Source organism: Micromonospora xinjiangensis (genome assembly GCF_056150165.1).
Genome location: NZ_JAXCFO010000002.1, coordinates 130,903 through 149,513 on the forward strand (window position 1 = coordinate 130,903; position 18,611 = coordinate 149,513).

Here is an 18,611-nt window from a genome sequence, read left to right on the forward strand (position 1 = left end):
CGTCAGCCGGCGAGCATGGCGAGCAGCAGGCCGGCGGTCACCAGCACCGCGGGCACCAGGGAGACCAGCGCGCCGAACCGCGATGTCCGGTCCGGTCGACCCGCCGGCGGCCGGAAGAGGCGCCCGACGCCGAACCAGCCGGCCACGAACGCCACCGCCGGCATCGGCAGGCCGCAGATCAGCGCGGCGACGGTCGCCGGTCCGGCGCCGGTCGCCACGTACACCACGATCTGGATCAGGGGAACGAGCAGCGCGAGCGGCCCGTACACCAGCAGGTTGCGGGGGCGGGCGGACCAGCTGGCCGGGCGGAGCGGATGGCGGGCGACCAGCGCCGCGTCGGCGGCGTCCACCCGCTCCCGGGCGGTCCGGAGCCCGGCCAGGACGCTGGCCGGCCCACCGGCCAGCGAGCGGGCCTCCTCGGTCAGCTCCGGCGGCGACGGCACCAGCGAGATCGGCGGTACACCCCGTTCCCGCAGCCGGGCCTGCTGCGCGGCGAGCCGGGTGCGGATCTCGGCCAGCTCCTCCCGTGCCGCCCGCACCGAGCGTGCCTGTTCACCGGCGGCGGCCGCCGCGGCCCGGCGCACGCCGTCGAGCTGGCGCGCGGCCGCCAGGTAGTCGTGCCAGGCGGCCATCACCGACTCGGCCGTCTCCGCCGCCGGCGGCCGGGTCTCGTGCTGCCCGCCGCGCTGCCGACCCGGGCCGGCCGGCCCGGGCCGCTGTTCCGGCGCGACCGACGCCGTCCGGCGTTCGTCGCGGCTCCTTCCGGCCACCCGGTCGTCGCTCCGGGGATCCACGCTCCGGCTCATCGCGGCGGCTCCTCCTCGGCGAACGGGATCAGGACCAGGCCCTGTTCGTCCGGCCCGTCCCAGAGCACCGCCCGGCCCGGTCGCGGCCGCCACTCGACCGGACGGTGGAAGACCGCGGCGAGCTGCGCGCCCGGCACGTCCACCGCGGCGACGGCGGCGAGCTTATCCACGGCGTCCTCCGGCTCCAGCAGGGCGGCGAACGGCGGCACCACCCGCCACCAGCCGAGCAGGTGCCGGCCGGCCGGCGGCCCTTCCCGCAGCAGGGTCCGCATCGGCTCGACCGGAAGCTCCTGTGTGCCCGCCCGGTCCAGGCCGAACGCGACCAGGTAGGTCGGCCCGGTCGCGGGCGTCGGCCCACCCTCGTCGCACCCGGCCGCCCGGTGCGCGCCGGTGTCGACCCGCAACAGGTCCGCGGTCTCGACGATGGTGGCCGGGTGCCGGGTGGCCAGTTCGGCCGCCAACGCCTCGGCCAACGGCTGGAAGTCCGCGTCGGGCGCGGCGACGAGGAACCGGGCGGTGCCCGGGGGATGGTGGGCGGAGGTGCTCCGCGCGGCCGTCACGAGCAGCCGGGGCGCCTGCGGCCCCGGGCCCAGGACGGCGAGGTTTCGTCCCGCCGCCGGGCCGAGCGACACGGCCACCGTCGACCGGGCCACGTCCACCGCCCGTCCGAGCAGCGCCGCCGGGGCGTGCGCCCGACCGGCGATCGCCGCGCGGTAACGGGGGTCGTTGGCCAGCAGCGGCCGGGCGTACCCGGCGAACACCACCGGCGGCGCGGCCCCCTCCGGTCGTGCCCCCCACAGCTCGTGCCGCAACCGCTCCACCGTCTCCGGCTCGTCCCGCGGGTCCGGGTAGCGGATCAGCCGCTCATGCCCGCGTACCGCGCCCCGAGGGCCGCCCAGCCCGCCGGCCGTGTTCACCACGGCGCTGCCGACCGGCAGTCCGGCGGCGGAGTCGTTCGTCGGTTCGAGCACGGCGCCGCCGCCGGGCAGCGCCACCCGGACCGGGAACTGGCCGAGTACCGAATCCCGGTGGCCGGCGTCCGACCGGCCGGCCAGGCCGAGGTCACCGGCGCCCGCCAGCACCAGGTGTACGCCGTACGTCCGGCCGGCCCGGGCCAGCGCGTCGAGGCGGGCCGCCACGTCGGCCGCGAGCCGGTCACGCTCGGCGAGGAGCAGCGGCAGGTTGTCGACCACGCAGACGATGCGGGGCAGGACGGTGTGCTGCCGCAGCTCGGCGAAGCGCTGCCCACCGGCCCGCCGGCCGGTCTCCTCGCGGCGGCGAACCTCCGTCGCCAACTGCTCGAACAGATCCCGCACGTACTCCCGGTCGGCGGTCATCGCGGCCGCCCGGACCTGCGGGATCCACGACCGGTCCCGTTCGGTCTGGAGGAACTCCACGAAGGACTCGCCGTCACCCAGGTCCACCAGGTACAGCGCCAGCTCCTCCGGGCCGTACCGGGCGCACAGGCCCAGCAGCGCGTTCGTGAGGAAGGCCCCGCGGCCGCCGTCGGAGCGACCGCTGACCAGCCAGTGCGGGGTCAGCTCGGTGAACCCGAGGGGCACGGGCCGCCCGCCGGCGTCACCCACCGTGGTCGTGAGCCCGTCGACCGAGTGCGCGGACCAGAGGCCGTCGCCGGTCGAGGGCAGCAGGTCCGCCAGCGCCAGCCGGGAGCCGGCCTCGATCTGCGCCGCGAGACGGCGGCAGACCGTCTCCACCAGCACCGCCGGTGGGTCCGCCTCCACGAAGACGGGCGAGTTCAGCCCACCCGGCGCGTCCGGACCCGGGCTGGTGAACGAGGTGCCGGGCGGGTCGCCGAGCAGCGCGTACGCGTTGCGCAGGGCGATCGTGGTCGCCCGCGGCAACGGCCCCCGGTTCGCGTACGGGCCGGGACCCGCCCACCCCGCGACCACCAGGTGCAGACCGGCCGACGGACCCTGCTCGGCCAGCGCCTCGATGCGGGCCAGGTCGGTCGGACCGGTGAGCTCGGGAAGGGCGGCGACCACCACCAGGAGCGTGCGGTCGTGCCGACGCCGGCCGCTGGCACCCGGCGTCACCCACTGCTCCGCCTCCGTCAGCACCGCCCGCAGGCCGGACACGTCCACGGCCGGCGGCGGAAGCAGGCCCGCGTCGGCCAGCGGGGCGAACGGGGCCAGCGTCGTGCCCGCGGCGTCAACCGCCCGTACCAGCAGCGATCCGGCCGGCGCCGCACCGAGCGCACGGAGCAGCACGGCCCGGAGCAGGCCCGCCACCCGGGCGTCGCGGGCGTCGGTGTCGATACTGAGGTGACCGGTGCCGACCAGCGGCACCAGCGCGGGGAACCGGGCGTCGTCCAGCGGTGCGGCGGTGCCGACCCGGACGAAGGCCGGTGGAGCCTCACCCGGCGGCGCGTCCGCGGTGAGAGTCTCCAGTGGAGCACCCGACCATCCGGGCGCCACCAGCGCGGCAACGGTGCGGAGCCGGTCGGCGAGCTCGTACTGCCGGCGCTGGTCGGCGGGGGCCGGGCGGATCTCGTCGAGGATGCCGGCCGCGGCGGCGGTGGTGGTGGCGGCCCGACGGTGCAGGGCGGCGGCGCGGTTCGTGCGTGTCTTCGGTCCGGCCACCGCGTCCACCCCCTCTGTCCGAGGCTGGCAACCTCCCCGAGCAGAGACGGTATCCCAGGTCGGGCACTCTCCCCGGGAGGTGGGGCGGCCGAGCGCGGGTGTCGTCGGTCATCTCTCACCGGCCGAGAGCGAGCCGTCACGATCCGCCGAAATTGAGGCATTGGGTACGCGGGCTTCGACCGATAGCCTCAGGAGGTGGAATCAGTGCAGCCCCCCGCCGGTTCCCAGGTCTCCCGCGTACCGGCGCAGCGGTCCCCCTCCGAGCAGCTGCCACCCGCCCCGGCCGCGCCGGCGCCGGAGCGTCCGCGCCACCGGCTGCGCACCGTCCTCACGGTGGTCGCTGGGGTACTCGCGTTGCTCTGCCTCGGCGGCGCCGTCGCCGGCTACGTGCTGTACGACCGCGCCACCACCCCTGACCGGAGCGCCCCGGACGTGGTGGTGGACAACTACCTCCGGGCGTTCCTCGTCGACCGGAACGACTTGCGCGCCGACCAGTTCACCTGCCGTGACGGGCATGAGCTAGAGCAGCTCAAAGCCTTGCGCGACGACCTCGTTGCCCGGCAGGAACGGTTTGGGGTTCCCATAACTGTGAGCTGGGGACGCCTCGACGTGCAGCGGCAGGACAATCACGCTCAAGTCCAGGTCACCTTGATCATCTCTGCGATCGTCGAGGGAACTGCTCAGAGTGACCGCCAACCCTGGCAGTTCAGCACAGAGCTGAGCGACGACTGGCGGGTGTGCGCCGCAAGCATGGCGAGCTGACTCACTCGACCCACAGGAGGTGGACCGGCACCTCCAATGTGTTGGGTGTTTGCCCTCGCCAGGCCCATCGGTACCACTCGACCTCGGGGGTGACCCGCACGCAGATGTCCCCGTCCGCGCCCGAGTAGCTCTCGGTCACCGCGCGCAGGTCGCGGTGCTCGGCTTCGTCCACGACGTGGACCACCCGGCGGCCCACCACGGAGTCCGCGTCGATGACCGGCGTGGGCGGCCGGTGCGTCGGGCCGTCGAGGGAGACGAGCCGGAGCCCGGAATCCCGGCGCGCCGCCCCGGCGGCTCGCGCCCCGACCGTCTCGACCCAGACCCGCTCCACGGGGATCAGCGGAGCGAAGACCTCGACCTGCTCGGTCTCGGCCCGGTACCACTCGTGTTCCGGGATGACCGGCACGTAGGTCCGGCTGCCCTGGACCACCCGCTCGTCCGCCCGGAGATCACCACGCCAGCCGAGCCCCGGCAGTCCGACCTGCACCCGTCGCCCTCGCAGGTCGACCCGACCGGTGGCGGGCACCATCTCGACGGGTCGTGGTGGTCGCGGGGCCCAGTCCGGGCGCCCCGCGAACGGATCTGGCAGCGGTTCGTTCATGGGGTGTGCGTCTCACTCCGCCGACTTCAGCGGTGCGCCGCGCGACCGCATGAACGGCACCGGGTCGATGGCGCTCCGGCTGCTGCGGTCGTTGTCCTCGTGCACCTCGAAGTGCAGGTGCGGGCCGGAGGAGTTGCCGCTGCTGCCGACGTCGCCGATGACCTCGCCGGCCGCCACGCGCTGCCCCGGGTAGACCCTCGGTTTGGTCACCATGTGGCAGTAGCGGGTGATGATCCCGCCGGAGTGCAGGATGTCCACGAACCAGCCGCAGCCGCCCTTACCGGGCCAGCCGTCCTCGTTGCAGGTGCGCCGGCCCCCGGCGTCGGGATCGCACCGCGCCACGAGTACCCGGCCGGCCGCCGCGGCGTGGATCGGAGTTCCCTTCTTCGCGCCGATGTCGACGCCGTCGTGGCCCGGCCGCTCGGTGGTCCGGAAGCCGGACCCGACCGCGCCGGCGATCGGGGCGGTCCAACCCGAGGCCGCGATCTCCTTGCCGGAGGCCGCGTCGCAGATCTGGCGGCCCGAGACGAGCGCGGTGCGGGCCGCCCCGCCGGCGAGCGCGTCGACGATCTGGGAGGCCACCGCCTCGTGCTTGGCGTACGCGTCGGGAAAGGCGCTGACCTGCACCTCCTGCGCGGCGACGGTGAGCGGCAACTCCTCCCAGCCCGGGACCTTCAGCAACTTCTCGTAGAACTTCCGGGCCGCGTACTCGGGGGTCATCCGCTGGCGCACCGTGCCCCAGGACGCCCGTTGCTGGAACAGGCCGACCGAGTCGTGGTCGGCTCCCACACCCTCGTTGGGCAGGTCCTGTGACTGCCGGACGGTCCGGTTCGCCAGATTCCGCAGGCGGGACTCCTGCATCGCGGTCGCCACCGCGATGACCCACCCCCGCGGCGGCACCTTCATCTCCTGACCGACTCGGATGATCTTGGCTGCGTTGCGGAGCTGGTTGTCACCGTAGTCGGTGATGCGTGGCATCTCACCGCTCACGTCGACCTCGAAGTCACCGGTGCACTGGACGCTCATCGGGGTCATCTGTTCGGCGGAGTCCCCGCCGAGTTCGGTGAGGAAGAAGGCGGCGGTGCCGCCCGTGCAGCAGAGCAGGGCGAACACCACGCTGAGCGCGCCGGCCAGCGCGCGGACCGGGAGCCGGCGTCGACGGGGCGGGTTCTCGTCGCTCATCCCTGCTCCCAGTCCACCGCGTCGACGAGCCAGTCGCCGTCGGGCGCCACGAGCTCCAGCCGGAGGCGCCCGGTGTCCATCGGCACCAGCACCTCGACGAACGTCTCGGTCCGTGGCCGGAGGGTGAGCTCGTCGGTCACCTGCCGCGCCGGCACCTCGCTCGGCACGCTGTCCGCCAGCTTCTCGGCCAACGCCGGGGTGGAGAACGGACGCATGCCCGCGTGCCACTGCTCCTTGCTCGTCCCGGGCTCGCCCAGCCATGCGGCGACGAACCGCTCGGCGGTCTGCTCGGGAGTGCGGGCGCCGGGGCGGATGCTCGGTGAGACGGCCGCCGGCGGGGAGACCAGGCCGTCGTGGCCCGCGGATGGGTCGACCGTGGTGACGGGCTCACTCGGCCTGTTGCTGAGCCCCAGTGTCGGATCGATAGGCCCAGCGACGAGCCGGGCGGCCCCGATGATGCCGAACACCACCACCGCGAGGGCGATCGCGATCCCGAGCCGGGACCGCAGCACCCGGGTGAACAGGAACTCCAGCGCCCGCCGCACCGCGATCACCGCGCCTCGGAGCGGATCCGGGGCCGGTCCGGCGTCGCGGTCTCCGTCGAGCCGGGGCGGTAGACGACGAAGGACGGGCTCTCCTCCGGCACGTCCGACTCGGTCCAGGTGGCCGGCTGGCGGCGGGGCCGGGGCGCGGCTGGTCTCGCGGGCGGCCGCTCCTCGACAATCGGTGCGCCCTCGGCCCGTTCGCGACCGTCGGGCCGCTCCCGGTCGCCACCCCCGCCCGAGGCGTGGACCGGGTCCTCGTGCCGGGCCTCCGGGCGCAGCCTCGTCGGCTCCGCCATGACGGCCTTCCGACGCCCCATGGTGGGCTCGGTCGTGCCACCGGGCTCGGCCACGTCGAGGCGCGCGGCGGTGCGCATGTCGCGGAAGAAGCGGCGATGCCACGATCCGGCCGAGCTGACCGCCTCACTGCTGTCCTTGCCGCCGAGCTGCGTGATCCGGCGGTAGGGGCGGAGCAGCAGCCAGCCGACCACACCGCAGAGCCAGACCAGCACCACCTGGAGCCAGCCCGGCAGGGTCGGCGTGCTCATGATCAGGTCCACCGCGAAGAGGTACACGGCGGCCCCGGTGCCGAAGATGGCGATGTTGAAGATCGCGGCCACCACGGCGTTCGCCAACCGGCGCAGCCCCGCGCTTGCCGGTCGCATCAGCCCGACCGTCCCGAGGATCGGCGCGGCGACCACCGCCCACCGGAAGATCAGGAAGCCGAGCAGCACCAGGAGCGAGGCGGTCAGGTCGAACATCGCGAAGAGCAGCGCCGCCAGGACCGCGATGAAGCCCGCGCCCACCCGGTCCATGTCCCGGACGCCCTGGAGGTACTCGTAGGCCTCCGGGTCCTCGCGCTCGATCTGCGCCGCGACGGTCATCCACTGCTGCTGCTTGGCCCGGATGGTGGCGTCGCGGGTCTGGGGGTTTGCCCTGAGCTTTTCGGCCTCCTCCCAGGAGAAAGACTTGGCGTCGTAGAGCGCACGGCCGTACTTCTTGGCCGTCTCGCTGTCGGCCGAGCCCAGCGCGCCGCGTAGCCAGTTCCGGTATAGCATCGCCTCGGTTGCCGTGTCGCTGGCTCGGACGGCAGGGGGACGTTTGTCGACGCACGCGTCCGGGTTCGGCAACGCACACTTCTCGGGCGGCGTGTCCCTGGACGCTGGGCCCACGGCGTCATGGACCACGCCGAGAGTCGTGATCAACGTGCTGTCCGCGACATTGGCCGACTTGACGGGCCACGCGGCGAGCGCGGTCACGGCAACCATCACCAACAGCGCCCAGCCGGCGGTGGTCATCGCGTTGCTCATGTCCGACTGGCGCGATCGCCAGAGCAGGTAGAGCCCCACCACGCAGAGCGTGACGATCCCGAAGACGCTGAACACCTTCTGGTAGATCGCCTTGGTGGCCTGCTCCACCAGCGGGTCGGCCCAGCTCCACATCGAGCGCGGGTCCCACGCCCTCTCGCGCAGCGCGTTCGACGCGCCGACGATCGCGGTCGCGACCATGAACTCGCCGTTGGCGACGGTGTTGCTGAACTTGTAATCCGGGTGCAGGACCGACGACGCGCAACCACCATCGACCCGGTACGTCGTGTATCCGTAGCCGGCGTAGCCGTAGTCGCTGTAGTAACCCTTCGGGCCGGGTTGCTTCGAGGATTCGGGTCGAGAGGCGAACCATCCGGCCAGTCCCGAATCGGGCGCGGTCGGCGTCGGTGGCTTCCAGCAGTTGGCCTCCGACTCGGCCACCTGTTGGAGCCTCTTCACGCAGGAGCGGAAGTCGGCCTGCCACTCGGCGGTCGTGCAGAGCTCGGCGGCCGCCGTCGCGGACGTCGGTGCCGCGTACGCGGCGGGTGTCCCGAGCAGCGGCCAGGAGATCGTGGCTCCGGCGAGTACGCCGAGCGCGAGCAGGAACGCCGTGATCCGTGCCCGGGCCCTCGCCATGTCACGCCTCCAGATCCGGCAGGGGGACGCTCGGCAGCACCCCGGCCGCTGCGGCGACCGCCGCGGGCGTGGTGTCGAGGTGGTCCAGCAGACCGTCGACGTACGACACGTCCACCCGGACCTTCTGCACCCGCCCGTCGACGTCGCGCATGACGAACTCGCGGAAGCCGAGCCGTGTCGACGATGTCGCGTCGGCGGTGGAGAGCGAGGCCAGGGTGGCCTCGTAGCCGTCGTTGACCGGCACGCGCAGCAGCCGGAGCGCCTCGGAGGCGATCTCGTTGTCCTCGGCGATCCGGCCGACGAAGACGGTCGAGACGAGGTTCTGCACGTCGAGGCCGAGGATGTCGCGCGGGTTCTGCGAGGCGACCAGCGCCGCGAGGTTCCACTTGCGGGAGTCGCGGGCGAGCCGTACGAGGAAGGACCGGCCCGAGCGCCAGCCCTCCATGAAGTGCGCCTCGTCCAGGCCGACGAGCTTCCGGGACGACATCGACCCGCCGTAGCAGCGCCGGACGGCGAGTCGGTGCGCGGTGTGCAGCATCGGCAGGGCGAGCGCCTCCTCGGCCGACCAGTACTCGCGCTCGATCTTCAGGTCGGGCAGGCGCAGGCCGGCCATCGTGATGACGGTGAGCGCGGCGTCGGGGCCGAGCATCCCCTCGGGAGGCCGGCCGAAGAAGAGCATCGCCAGCGGCATCTCCGCGGTGTCCAGCAGGAGGTTCGCCAGCTCCTTGCCGGCGTCGTCGTCGAGCTGCCCCAGCGTGGTGACCACGTCGTCCAGCGTGGACGTCTCCTCGGCGGGCACCTGGCGTACGGCGTGCCGGAACATGGTGGCGGTGGACGCCTCCCGGGCCACCTGCGGCGGCACCAGCATCATGCAGATGTCCTGGACGAGCATGCGCCGCTCGGCCCGTGCGTTGGAGACCGCGATCTCGAACTCCCGGTCGCCCGCGGCGCCGACACCGAACTCGCTGCGCAGCGGGGTCGGGATCAACGCGTACGGGGCGAGGGTGCCGTGCTCGGAACCGGTCAGGTTGAGCACGCGGGAGTAGGGGGCCAGCTCCGGCATGGCGCAGAGCCGGGCCAGCGGGCCGGACGGATCGAGCAGCGTCACCTGGACGCCGCGCCGGGCGGCGAGGTAGCCCAGCGCGCCGAGCAGCGTCGACTTGCCACCGCCCGGCTCGGCCACGAAGACGGCGAGGCCGGAGCGCTCGCGGACCTCCATGGGGTAGTGCAGGTCCAGGAAGACAGGGCGGCGGCAGGTGCCGGCGGTGCGGCCGATCAGGTCGCCGCGCCGGTCGCCGACGGTGGACGCGGCCTGCGGGAGCGCGGCGGCGAGCAGGGACACCGGCATCCGGCGCACGTAGCCGGTGTTGGCGATGGGCTCGCCGGGGATGAACTCCCGCGCCAGCCAGTCCTGGTTCTTCGGGTGCTGCAGCGAGATGCGCAGCTCCCGGGAGTAGAGCTGGATCAGCCGCCGCGCCCGCTCGAGGCACTCCTCTCGGGTGCGCCCCCCGACCGCGATGCGGTGCCAGCCGTGCGCGCGGGCCGAGTCGACCGGCAGGCCGGTGGTCATCTCGTCGCCGATCACGAGCGCGCGCTTGGCCAGCCGCTCCAGCTCCGGCGGGGCGTCGATGCCGTGCTCCGCATAGTCGAGCTGCTGGGAGCGGATCATGCGGAGGCGGTGCTCGAGGTTCCGGAAGGAGTCGCCGGACCCGAGGATGTCGACGCGGGTGGAGAGCTCCATCGGCCAGGGCAGCCGCTCGTGGAAGTGCAGCCAGGGCTCGTGGCGCTCGGGGATCTCCAGGGGCTCCATCCGGCCCACGGCCAGCACGGCGACGTGCCGCTCCTCGCCGGTCATCCGGTTGACCAGCTTGACTGTCGAGCCGTACGGGGTGCGGTAGCGCTCGATCTGCTCGGTGAGCGCGAGCAGGTCGCCGCGCTCCCACTGGCCGTCGGTGACCGGAGAGAGCGCCCCGGGCGGCGACATGCAGAGCGCCACCGACCGGTAGAGGAGCCACTCCAGTTCCTGGGCGGTCACCCGCCGCCCGCGCATGCCGAACGCGCCCAGCACCTCGTCGAACTGCTCGACCGTCCGGCCCATCCGGCGGCGCTCACCCTCGGCGACCCCGCGGCCGAAGGCCCGCAGCAGCCGCTCGCTGAGCGTGTCGCCGAGGGACCGTCGGGCGAAGGTGACCCCCAGGTACGTCTGCCCCTCGGCGTGGTTGACGGAGAGCAGGTGCCGCTGCGCCGCCACGAGGTGGTCCGCCCAGCTCGCCGTGCCGGGCACGTCGGGCAGCGGTGCGGCGGTGTGGGCGTCGATGGTCCGGGCCCACTCGTCCGCCGGGAACGGCCGGGTGGTGCGGCGCAGGTGCAGCCGGAAGCCGGCGAGGCCCGCGTACTGCTCGGCGATCGCCGAGAGCAGTGCCTCACGCTCGGCGTCCGGCCGGAACGCCCACCGCACCTCCGGAAGCCAGTACCAGGCCGTGACGGTGTTCGGAGTGAAGGTGAGGTGACCGGCGATCTCGGTGATCGCCAGCTCGACGGACGGGTCCCGGTCACCAAACTTGATCTTCGGTGGCTTGACCCGGACCGGCTTGACCGGCTTCTCCCGTCGCTCGGGCGAGCGCTGCCGTGGCGGTGCGACCTCGCGCCCGCTCGACGACCGGGTGGACCGGCCGGCGCGCTCCGGCCGGGTCTGCGGGGACCGCCGGGCCTCCGGCGTCGGCTCGGGATGCGTCGGCTCGGGATGCGGCGGGGCGGGCTCGGGCGGCGTCGGCGCCACCCGCTCCGCCGGGGCCACCCGCTCCGCCAGCGGCTCGGGGTCGGCGACCGGCCGCCGGGCCGGCAGCCGGTCACCGGCCTGTGCCGGCACGCGTGAGCGCGTCGGCGGCTCGGCCTGGTCGCCGGTCGGCGCCTCCCCCGGGCCGTGCGTCGGCGGGACCGCGGGGATCCGCTGCCGGCCGGCGCCGCGCAGCCGGGGCGGGGGTGGGAGGGCGGGGGCCGTGGGTGCCGCCTCGACCGCGGCCGGCTGCTGCGGTATCGCGGCCGGGCTCCGGTCGACGCCGTGGCGCGCGGGCGGGGTCAGCGGCCGGCCCGCGCCCGGACGCGGAGCGCCGAACAGGTCGAGGAAGGGGGAGTCGATGTCGTGGCTCTCCGCGCCCCCCGCCGCGGGCTGGGCCGGGCGCGGCGCCGGCTCCCCCGTCGGGGTCCGTCGCGACACGGGTCGGGGCGCCTGGAAGACCCCCACGCCGCCGTGCCCGGGGGAGGTGGCGAGAGCGGGGTCGAGGGCGGCCTCGTCCCGCTCCTCGGCCTCCGAGTAGTCGAACGAACGCGCACGGTGACCACCCGGCACGGCCGGACGGCCGGCCGGGGAACCCGGCGTGGAAGAGCGACTCATGCGACCGCCTCACCCGCGTCGTGTGACCGCCCCGTCGGCGTACGCCCGGTCATGCCAGTTCCTCCCGGATCCTGATCCCGCTGCCGACCAGGCGTGGGTCGCGCTGCTCGGCGGCGGGCTCCCGGGTGCGTCGCCAGTCGGTCAGCGCGGTGCGGATCACCACTCGCGCCGGCCGGTCCGGATCGACGTACCGGAAGACGAACGACGTGCTCACGATGGCGAGCGCGATCTCCCAGGCGGGGAAGAGCTCGACCTTCAGCGTGAACAGCCAGTGGATGAACATGTAGAGGGGGACGAGCAGCATGAAGAGCCCGTACTGGGCGTATGGCAGGTGGACGGGAAGGGTGTAGCCGGGCGGCCCGAGGTAGACCAGGCGTGCCCGGTAGATGTCGTCGTCGGTGCGCAGCCGCATGAGTGCCCGCGCCTATTCGAAGATCAGGTCGATCAGGTAGTCGCCGACGAAGAAGAGTGTGGCGGCGCCGGCGATGAAGGCCAGCCCGACGATCGCGATGGCGGAGCTGGTCAGCACCTTGGAGATCTCGCCCCGGCTGGCCCGGCCGATGAAGATGACGCCGAGGACGGCCAGCAGGATCGGCGCGACCTTGCTGGCGAAGAAGGTCACGACGGCGTTGGTGTCGATGCCCTTCGGCGCCGGCTCGGCGAGTGGAGTCGACGCCAGGGTCGAGAGCGCGTGGGCGACGCCGGACGACGCCTGCTCCATGAGCTCGATGGCGATCACTGAAACCTCCCCAAAACGCGGCCGGCGGCGCCGCGGCGGTGCAGTGGACAAGCCTGGCGGGAAATGTGCGGATCGGGCGCAGCGAAGTTGACCCTGTGTTCGTTACTCACCACGGAGGGTGGCGAGTTTTGGGCGATTTGCTCCCGCTTCGGCCCTCCCTCCACGCCTCGCCATCTCGATGCTGGGCAATTCCACAGCGTACGGGCCGCCCCGGAAAGCGACAAGCCGCGAAGAGGCTGCCCGATACGACCCGGACGACCGATCGTACACCTGTTCCAATGTGCATGTCAGGGCCGGTTTCCGCGGCCGCCCCCGGGACGCGGAGGGCCGTCGCCACGACCGGTACCGTCTAGTCGTGACCGATCTGGTGCGGGCCTCGGCCCCGGTGGTGATGGGCGTCCTCAACGTCACGCCCGACTCCTTCTCCGACGGCGGACGGTACGCCGACCTCGACGCCGCCGTCGGACACGGCGTCCGACTGCGCGACGACGGGGCGCACCTGGTCGACGTGGGTGGCGAGTCCACCCGACCGGGCGCCGACCGGGTCGACGCCGGGACCGAGACGGCCCGCGTCGTCCCCGTCGTCCGGGAGCTGGCCGCGGCCGGGGTGGCGGTCAGCATCGACACCAGCCGGGCGCGGGTCGCCGAGGCGGCCCTGGCGGCCGGTGCGGTGGTGGTCAACGACGTCTCCGGCGGCCTCGCCGACCCGGACATGGCCCGGGTGGTCCGCGACGCGGGCTGCCCCTGGGTGCTGATGCACTGGCGCGGGCACTCCCGGGGCATGCGCGAGCTGGCCGTCTACGGCGACGTGGTGCGCGACGTCCGCACCGAGCTGGCCCAGCGGGTCGACGAGGCGCTGCACGCCGGGGTGGCCGCCGACCGGATCGTCGTCGACCCGGGTCTCGGCTTCGCCAAGACCGCCGAGCACAACTGGCAGCTCAGCGCCCGCCTGCCCGAGCTGCTCGACCTCGGCTTGCCGCTGCTCTTCGGCGCCAGCCGCAAGTCCTATCTGGGCCGGCTGCTGGCGGCCGCGGACGGGACGCCGCGCCCGACCGGTGAGCGGGAGGCGGCCACGGTGGCCACCAGCGTCCTCGCCGTGGCGTCCGGCGCCTGGGGCGTACGGGTGCACGACGTACGGGCCACCGTGGACGCGCTCGCCGTCTGGCGAGCCACCGGCAGTCCGCGCCTCGCCGCGACCGCACCCGCGGGCGGCCCGGCGTCCACCCGACCCGCCGGAGGAGCCCGGGAGGGTGGCCGGTGAACGACCGCATCACGCTGACCGGCCTGCGGGCGCGCGGCCGGCACGGGGTGTACGACTTCGAACGTGTCCAGGGACAGGACTTCGTCGTCGACGTGGTGCTGGAACTCGACCTCGGCCCGGCGGCCCGCTCCGACGACGTGGCCGACACCGTCCACTACGGCGAGCTGGCCGAGCGGCTGGTGTCGGTGGTGGCCGGCGAGCCGGTCAACCTCATCGAGACGCTCGCCGCCCGGTTGCTCGACATCTGCCTGGCCGATGCGCGCGTCGCCGCCGCGACGGTCACGGTGCACAAGCCGGAGGCGCCCGTGCCGCACACCTTCACCGACGTCGCGGTCACCATGACCCGGAGGCGCGCCGGATGAGCCGCGCCGTCCTCTCCCTCGGCAGCAACCTCGGCGACCGCCTGGCCCACCTGCGCGCCGCGGTCGCCGCGCTGGGCGACGCCGTGCTGCGGGTCTCCGGTGTCTACGAGACTCCACCGTGGGGGGATCCGGACCAGCCCCGGTACCTCAACGCGGTGCTGCTCGCCGAGGACCCGGCGGCCACCCCGTACGACTGGCTGGAGCGGGCGCGGGCGGCGGAGCGCGCGGCCGGACGGACGCGCGACCCACGGCGGCGCTTCGGGCCCCGCACGCTCGACGTGGACGTCATCGCGGTCTGGGCCGACGACGACCAGCCGGTGCTCAGCGACGATCCCGAGCTGACCCTGCCGCATCCCCGCGCCCACCTGCGGGCGTTCGTGCTGCGGCCGTGGGCCGACGTCCAGCCGGACGGTCGGCTACCCGGTCACGGCCCGCTGGCCGGCCTGCTCGACTCCGGTCCGGTGGTCGCCGACGCCCGGGAACTGCGCCCCCGCCCGGATCTGGAGATAGAGTCGACGGCATGACCCAGCGGAGCCGGCCGGCATGACGCAGGCGCAGTCCCCGCCGCCGGGCGGGACGGGGCCGGACCGCTCGCGGATGGGCCCGACCCGGATCTCCACCCTGGTGGTGGCCGGTTTGGCCGCGGCCGCGGCGGCCTGGTTGCTGATCAGCACCTTCTACTACAACGGCATCCCGCGGCTGCCCTGGCTGCCGGTGGTCACGCTGGCCACCCTCGCCGTGCTCGAGGGATACGCCGCGATCAACACGCGGGGCCGCATCGAGCGCCGGCCGGGCCGGGCCCCGGTCAACGCGCTGATGGTCGCCCGGTTCGTGGTGCTCGCCAAGGCGTCGTCGCTGGCCGGCGCGCTCTTCGCCGGCTTCTACGCCGGGCTGACCGGCTGGCTCTTCGTCGAGTCGACCCGCGCGGCCATGGAGGACCGGGCGCCCGCGGCCGCCGGTCTGCTCGCCTCGCTCGCCCTGGTGGCCGCCGCGCTGTGGCTGGAGCGTTCGTGCCGGGTACCGGAGCGTCCGGAGGACGAGCGCGAGCCCGACGACCGGGAGAGCCGACCGGGTCAGCGCTGACGTCGCCGCCGAGCCGCGCAGGCCGGGGGGGTTACGCGGGGCTCGCCGCGCGGGTACGGTGCCTCCGACCGGAGAGCATCGGCCGCCACCGGTCCGCCCGCGCGTCGGACCTGGACGACGGCCGGGGGAGGCGGCTTCATGGGGTACGACGAAACAGGCCGGAACGTGCCCGTCGAGCCCTCGTCCGGGGTGCCCGCCGCCGTCCTGGAGAACGTCTTCGACGACCCGTACCACGGTGAGCCGGGTCGTGACCGCATCGGCGTGCACGTCGCGTGGGAGATCGTGCTGCTGCTCGGCCTGGCCGCCGCGGCCTGGCTGCTCTGGCGGGACGCGCCGGACGTGCTGCGCGGCGACGGGCTGCGCGCCCTGCTGGTCGACGTGGCCGCGCTCGGTCTGCTCACCCTCGCCGCCGGGCTGAGCCTGCGCACCGCCGCGGTCAACCTCGCGATCGGGCCGGTGGCGGTCGCCGCCGCCCTGCACTTCGCCGAGCAGAGCGACCGGGGCGTCGTGGCGGCCGTGGGGCCCGCCGTCGCGGTCGCGGCGGGCGCCGGGCTGCTCCTGGCCCTGGCCGTGGTGGTGCTGCACGTGCCGGCCTGGGCCGCGAGTCTCGCGGGCGCGGCGGGTGTCGTCGTGTACATCGAACAACGTTCGGCCCCGGTGCTGGTGCAGGGCGAGTACGACCCGCGCCGGCACGCGTACTACCTCGCCGGCGGCTTCGCCGCGCTCGCCGTCCTCGGTGGCCTCTTCGGCGCCATCCGGGCGGTCCGCCGGCTGGTCGGCCGGTTCCGGCCGGTGGCCGACCCGGCGCGTCGCCGTGGAGCGGTCGCCGCGGTGGTCTCGGCGGGCGCCCTGATCGGCTCGACCGTGCTCGCCGCGCTGGCCGGCGTCCTGATCGCGGCGAGGGACGTCGCGCCGGTGGCACCGACCGCCGGGCTGGACTGGACGGTGCTCGCCGTCGGCGTCGCGCTGCTCGCCGGGACCAGCGCGTACGGGCGCCGCGGTGGGATCTTCGGCACGGTGTTCGCGGTGGGGCTGGTCTCGGCGCTCCTCGCGTACGCCGAGGCGCGCGACTGGTCCGTGAGCCGGTGGGCGCTCGGCGGGACGGCCCTCGGCGTGGGGCTGGTGGTGACCCGGCTGGTCGAGCGGTTCGGCCGCCCCGGACCGGCCACCGTGGAGCCGGAGCCCGTGGGTGACGCCACCCTCGGCTCCGGCTGGGCGGTGCCCGCGCCACGACCCACCGAGACCTGGCCGCCGGTGCTGCCCACCCCGGCCGCGGACTCCCCGGTGGACCCGTGGCGCTCGTCCCGGTGGGAGACCGAACCCCGCCGGTGGGACGACGAGCGCTGAGCCGGTGCCATGTCCGACGGGCCGGTGGTGATCTCGCCGGTTAGGCTCGGCGGCATGACCGAGACACCTGCCGACCGCGGCGGCCGCCCGTCGTTCGAGGAGCTGGACGCCCTCCCCACGGAGGAGCTGCGGGAGCGGGCCTTCACGCTCGCCCGGGAGCGGCTCGACGTGGGCTTCTTCTGGTCGGTGCTCCGCCACCTGCCGAACGCCGACGAGGCCACCGTGCTCGACGGCGCGCCGAACACCGTGGGACCGACGATCGACGAGGCCGCCGCGCTCCTGCGCGAGCTGACCGGTCACGGATACCAGGACGAGGAGTCCACGCCGCTGCTGCGGGCCGCCTTCATCGATTACCTGATGAAGCACTGACGCGACCGGCACACCGCACGATCCGCCCGCGACCCGCGGGCCGGGAACGGACAGGATCATGGCGCTCACCAACCGGAGCGGCGCACTCAGCCGGTACGGCACGGCCGCCGGCACCGGTGCGCTGGCCGCGCTCGTGCTCGTCGCCGTCTGCGGCAGCCCGGCGTACGTCGGTTGGGCCGGGAACACCGACCCGACCTCGGCCGGCGGCTGGTACCTGCGGCTGCTCGCCTGGCCGGCCTGGCGCGTCGACGCCGGCGACCAGGGCGGGGTCCTCGCCGCCGACCTGCGGGCCATCCTGCTGGTGGTCCTCGCGGCGGGCCTGCTCTACCTGCTGCCCGCCGCGCAGGTGGCCCGGGTGCCCGGCGGGCTCAGCCAGTTCTTCTCCGGCTGGGCGGCGTACGTGCTGGCCGGCGGTATCGCGGGGCTGCTCGCGGTCTTCCTCGGGCCGGAGCCCTCGATGATCGGCGCGTTGCAGGCGGCCGGCGAGGGGGCCAGCTACGGGTTCCTCACCGGTTGGATCATCGGTACGGCCAGCCTGGGCGGTCGGGCCTGACCGTCCGGCGGAGCCGCGCACACCGTCCGGTCCCGCCGGACCAGGTCACTGCGCCCGGCTCGCCAGGTCGAGCAGGAGCCGGCGGTCCAGCGTGCCGACCGGCCGCCCCCCGTCGGTCACCACCACCCGCTCGGTGGCGGAGGTGAGCAGCGCCGCGAGCGCGTCGTACGCCGAGCCGTCCAGTGGCACGGTCGGGGCCTCCGGGGCGCCGTCGGCGGGCACCGGCTCCAGCTCCGCCCGCCGCAGCGGGGTGACCACCAGCCGGCGGATGCCGCGGTCGGCGCCCACGAACTCGCGGACGAACGGGGTGGCGGGCGTGCCGAGGAGCGCGGCCGGGGTGTCGTACTGCTCCAGGTGACCGCCCTGGGAGAGCACGGCGATCCGGTCGCCGAGCCGGACCGCCTCGTCGAGGTCGTGGGTGACGAGCACGATCGTCTTGCGGACCTCGGCCTGCAACCGGAGGAACTCCTCCTGCAACCGGGTGCGGACGATCGGGTCGACGGCGGAGAACGGCTCGTCCATGAGCAGTACCACCGGGTCGGCGGCGAGCGCCCGTGCCACCCCCACCCGCTGGCGTTGCCCGCCGGAGAGCTCGTGCGGATAGCGGCCGCCGAACGTGCCCGGGTCGAGGCCCACCAGCTCCAGCAGCTCGTTCACCCGGTCCCGTACGCGGTTCCGGGGCCAGCCGAGCAGCCGGGGCACGGTCGCCACGTTGGCCAGCACCGTCTGGTGCGGAAAGAGGCCGACGTTCTGGATGACGTACCCGATCCGCCGCCGCAGCCGCACCGGGTCGGCGCGGGTGACGTCCTCGTCGCCGAGCAGGATCCGGCCGTCGGTGGGCTCGATCATCCGGTTGATCATTCGGAGCACCGTCGACTTGCCGCAGCCCGACGGCCCGATGAGCACCGCCAGCTCGCCGGCCTTCACCTCGAGGCTGAGCCCGCGTACGGCCTCCGTCCCGTCGGGGTAGCGCTTACGGACGCCCTCCAGCGTGATCGACGCCGCGCGCTGCTCACCGGCGGTCGCGCGCCCGCCGGCGCCGGAGGTCTCCGGGGTAACGTCCACGT

18 protein-coding genes are annotated in these 18,611 nt (G+C 74.4%); 8 read left to right on the plus strand and 10 right to left on the minus strand.

From position 1 onward, the window contains the following. Positions 1–2: 2 nt before the first annotated feature. Positions 3–806: a hypothetical protein gene (locus tag SM573_RS07370; protein WP_474615790.1), complete on the minus strand. Its 804-nt coding sequence runs from the start codon at positions 804–806 to the stop codon at positions 3–5. Then, the gene (locus SM573_RS07375) at positions 803–3,415 is read right to left on the minus strand and encodes an FtsK/SpoIIIE domain-containing protein (RefSeq protein WP_474615791.1); all 2,613 of its coding nucleotides are present in this window, start codon (positions 3,413–3,415) and stop codon (positions 803–805) included. Before SM573_RS07375 ends, SM573_RS07370 begins: the two co-directional genes overlap by 4 nt. 195 nt (positions 3,416–3,610) lie before the next feature. Between SM573_RS07375 and SM573_RS07380 the strand changes: the two genes are divergently transcribed. Next, the gene (locus SM573_RS07380) at positions 3,611–4,168 is read left to right on the plus strand and encodes a hypothetical protein (protein ID WP_474616044.1); all 558 of its coding nucleotides are present in this window, start codon (positions 3,611–3,613) and stop codon (positions 4,166–4,168) included. Position 4,169: 1 nt separating this feature from the next. On the opposite strand, the gene SM573_RS07385 is transcribed toward SM573_RS07380, so the two are convergent. From SM573_RS07385 to SM573_RS07415, 7 genes are read right to left on the minus strand one after another with little or no spacing between them, the layout of a single operon-like run. Beyond that, entirely contained in the window at positions 4,170–4,769 is a 600-nt protein-coding gene (locus SM573_RS07385) for a hypothetical protein (RefSeq protein WP_474615792.1), read from the minus strand. Positions 4,770–4,781: 12 nt separating this feature from the next. Further along, positions 4,782–5,951, minus strand: a complete 1,170-nt coding sequence (locus SM573_RS07390) for a M23 family metallopeptidase (protein WP_474615793.1) — start codon at positions 5,949–5,951, stop codon at positions 4,782–4,784. Continuing rightward, positions 5,948–6,505: a hypothetical protein gene (locus SM573_RS07395; RefSeq protein WP_474611377.1), complete on the minus strand. Its 558-nt coding sequence runs from the start codon at positions 6,503–6,505 to the stop codon at positions 5,948–5,950. The genes SM573_RS07390 and SM573_RS07395 overlap by 4 nt, the downstream gene beginning before the upstream one ends. Beyond that, positions 6,502–8,436 (minus strand): MFS transporter, encoded by a 1,935-nt coding sequence (locus SM573_RS07400; protein ID WP_474615794.1) that lies wholly within the window; start codon positions 8,434–8,436, stop codon positions 6,502–6,504. Before SM573_RS07400 ends, SM573_RS07395 begins: the two co-directional genes overlap by 4 nt. 1 nt (position 8,437) lies before the next feature. Continuing rightward, the gene (locus SM573_RS07405) at positions 8,438–11,830 is read right to left on the minus strand and encodes an ATP-binding protein (RefSeq protein ID WP_474615795.1); all 3,393 of its coding nucleotides are present in this window, start codon (positions 11,828–11,830) and stop codon (positions 8,438–8,440) included. Positions 11,831–11,879: 49 nt separating this feature from the next. Then, entirely contained in the window at positions 11,880–12,242 is a 363-nt protein-coding gene (locus tag SM573_RS07410; RefSeq protein ID WP_474611374.1) for a hypothetical protein, read from the minus strand. Positions 12,243–12,254: 12 nt separating this feature from the next. Beyond that, on the minus strand, positions 12,255–12,569 hold the full coding sequence (locus tag SM573_RS07415; RefSeq protein ID WP_474611373.1) for a hypothetical protein: 315 nt from the start codon (positions 12,567–12,569) through the stop codon (positions 12,255–12,257). A gap of 355 nt (positions 12,570–12,924) precedes the next feature. Here SM573_RS07415 and folP point away from each other — a divergent pair, with 355 nt between their 5' ends. From folP to SM573_RS07450, 7 genes are all read left to right on the plus strand, one after another. Beyond that, positions 12,925–13,830, plus strand: a complete 906-nt coding sequence (gene folP / locus SM573_RS07420) for a dihydropteroate synthase (protein ID WP_474615796.1) — start codon at positions 12,925–12,927, stop codon at positions 13,828–13,830. Continuing rightward, a complete protein-coding gene (gene folB / locus SM573_RS07425; RefSeq protein WP_474611371.1) occupies positions 13,827–14,192 on the plus strand; it encodes a dihydroneopterin aldolase in 366 nt (121 codons plus the stop codon). Before folP ends, folB begins: the two co-directional genes overlap by 4 nt. After that, on the plus strand, positions 14,189–14,716 hold the full coding sequence (gene folK, locus SM573_RS07430; protein ID WP_474611370.1) for a 2-amino-4-hydroxy-6-hydroxymethyldihydropteridine diphosphokinase: 528 nt from the start codon (positions 14,189–14,191) through the stop codon (positions 14,714–14,716). Before folB ends, folK begins: the two co-directional genes overlap by 4 nt. 19 nt (positions 14,717–14,735) lie before the next feature. Next, complete coding sequence (locus SM573_RS07435) at positions 14,736–15,275, plus strand: DUF3180 domain-containing protein (RefSeq protein ID WP_474615797.1); 540 nt, start codon at positions 14,736–14,738, stop codon at positions 15,273–15,275. A 138-nt stretch (positions 15,276–15,413) separates the two neighbouring features. Further along, a complete protein-coding gene (locus tag SM573_RS07440; protein ID WP_474611368.1) occupies positions 15,414–16,622 on the plus strand; it encodes an ABC transporter permease in 1,209 nt (402 codons plus the stop codon). A gap of 54 nt (positions 16,623–16,676) precedes the next feature. Continuing rightward, positions 16,677–16,991, plus strand: coding sequence for a hypothetical protein (locus tag SM573_RS07445; RefSeq protein ID WP_474611367.1), 315 nt, complete (start codon positions 16,677–16,679; stop codon positions 16,989–16,991). A gap of 58 nt (positions 16,992–17,049) precedes the next feature. Continuing rightward, a complete protein-coding gene (locus tag SM573_RS07450) occupies positions 17,050–17,544 on the plus strand; it encodes a hypothetical protein (protein ID WP_474611366.1) in 495 nt (164 codons plus the stop codon). A gap of 45 nt (positions 17,545–17,589) precedes the next feature. Here SM573_RS07450 and SM573_RS07455 read toward each other — a convergent pair whose 3' ends face one another. Continuing rightward, a complete protein-coding gene (locus SM573_RS07455) occupies positions 17,590–18,609 on the minus strand; it encodes an ABC transporter ATP-binding protein (RefSeq protein ID WP_474611365.1) in 1,020 nt (339 codons plus the stop codon). Positions 18,610–18,611 lie beyond the last annotated feature (2 nt).

Excerpts from the sequence above, each read along its gene's own strand:
- SM573_RS07440 (WP_474611368.1), top strand. The coding sequence starts at position 15,414 with ATGGGGTACGACGAAACAGGCCGGAACGTGCCCGTCGAGCCCTCGTCC.
- SM573_RS07445 (WP_474611367.1), top strand. The coding sequence starts at position 16,677 with ATGACCGAGACACCTGCCGACCGCGGCGGCCGCCCGTCGTTCGAGGAG.
- SM573_RS07390 (WP_474615793.1), bottom strand. The coding sequence starts at position 5,951 with ATGAGCGACGAGAACCCGCCCCGTCGACGCCGGCTCCCGGTCCGCGCG.
- SM573_RS07410 (WP_474611374.1), bottom strand. The coding sequence starts at position 12,242 with ATGCGGCTGCGCACCGACGACGACATCTACCGGGCACGCCTGGTCTAC.
- SM573_RS07370 (WP_474615790.1), bottom strand. The coding sequence starts at position 806 with ATGAGCCGGAGCGTGGATCCCCGGAGCGACGACCGGGTGGCCGGAAGG.
- SM573_RS07435 (WP_474615797.1), top strand. The coding sequence starts at position 14,736 with ATGACGCAGGCGCAGTCCCCGCCGCCGGGCGGGACGGGGCCGGACCGC.
- SM573_RS07400 (WP_474615794.1), bottom strand. The coding sequence starts at position 8,436 with ATGGCGAGGGCCCGGGCACGGATCACGGCGTTCCTGCTCGCGCTCGGC.
- SM573_RS07405 (WP_474615795.1), bottom strand. The coding sequence starts at position 11,830 with ATGAGTCGCTCTTCCACGCCGGGTTCCCCGGCCGGCCGTCCGGCCGTG.
- SM573_RS07450 (WP_474611366.1), top strand. The coding sequence starts at position 17,050 with ATGGCGCTCACCAACCGGAGCGGCGCACTCAGCCGGTACGGCACGGCC.
- SM573_RS07385 (WP_474615792.1), bottom strand. The coding sequence starts at position 4,769 with ATGAACGAACCGCTGCCAGATCCGTTCGCGGGGCGCCCGGACTGGGCC.
- folK (WP_474611370.1), top strand. The coding sequence starts at position 14,189 with ATGAGCCGCGCCGTCCTCTCCCTCGGCAGCAACCTCGGCGACCGCCTG.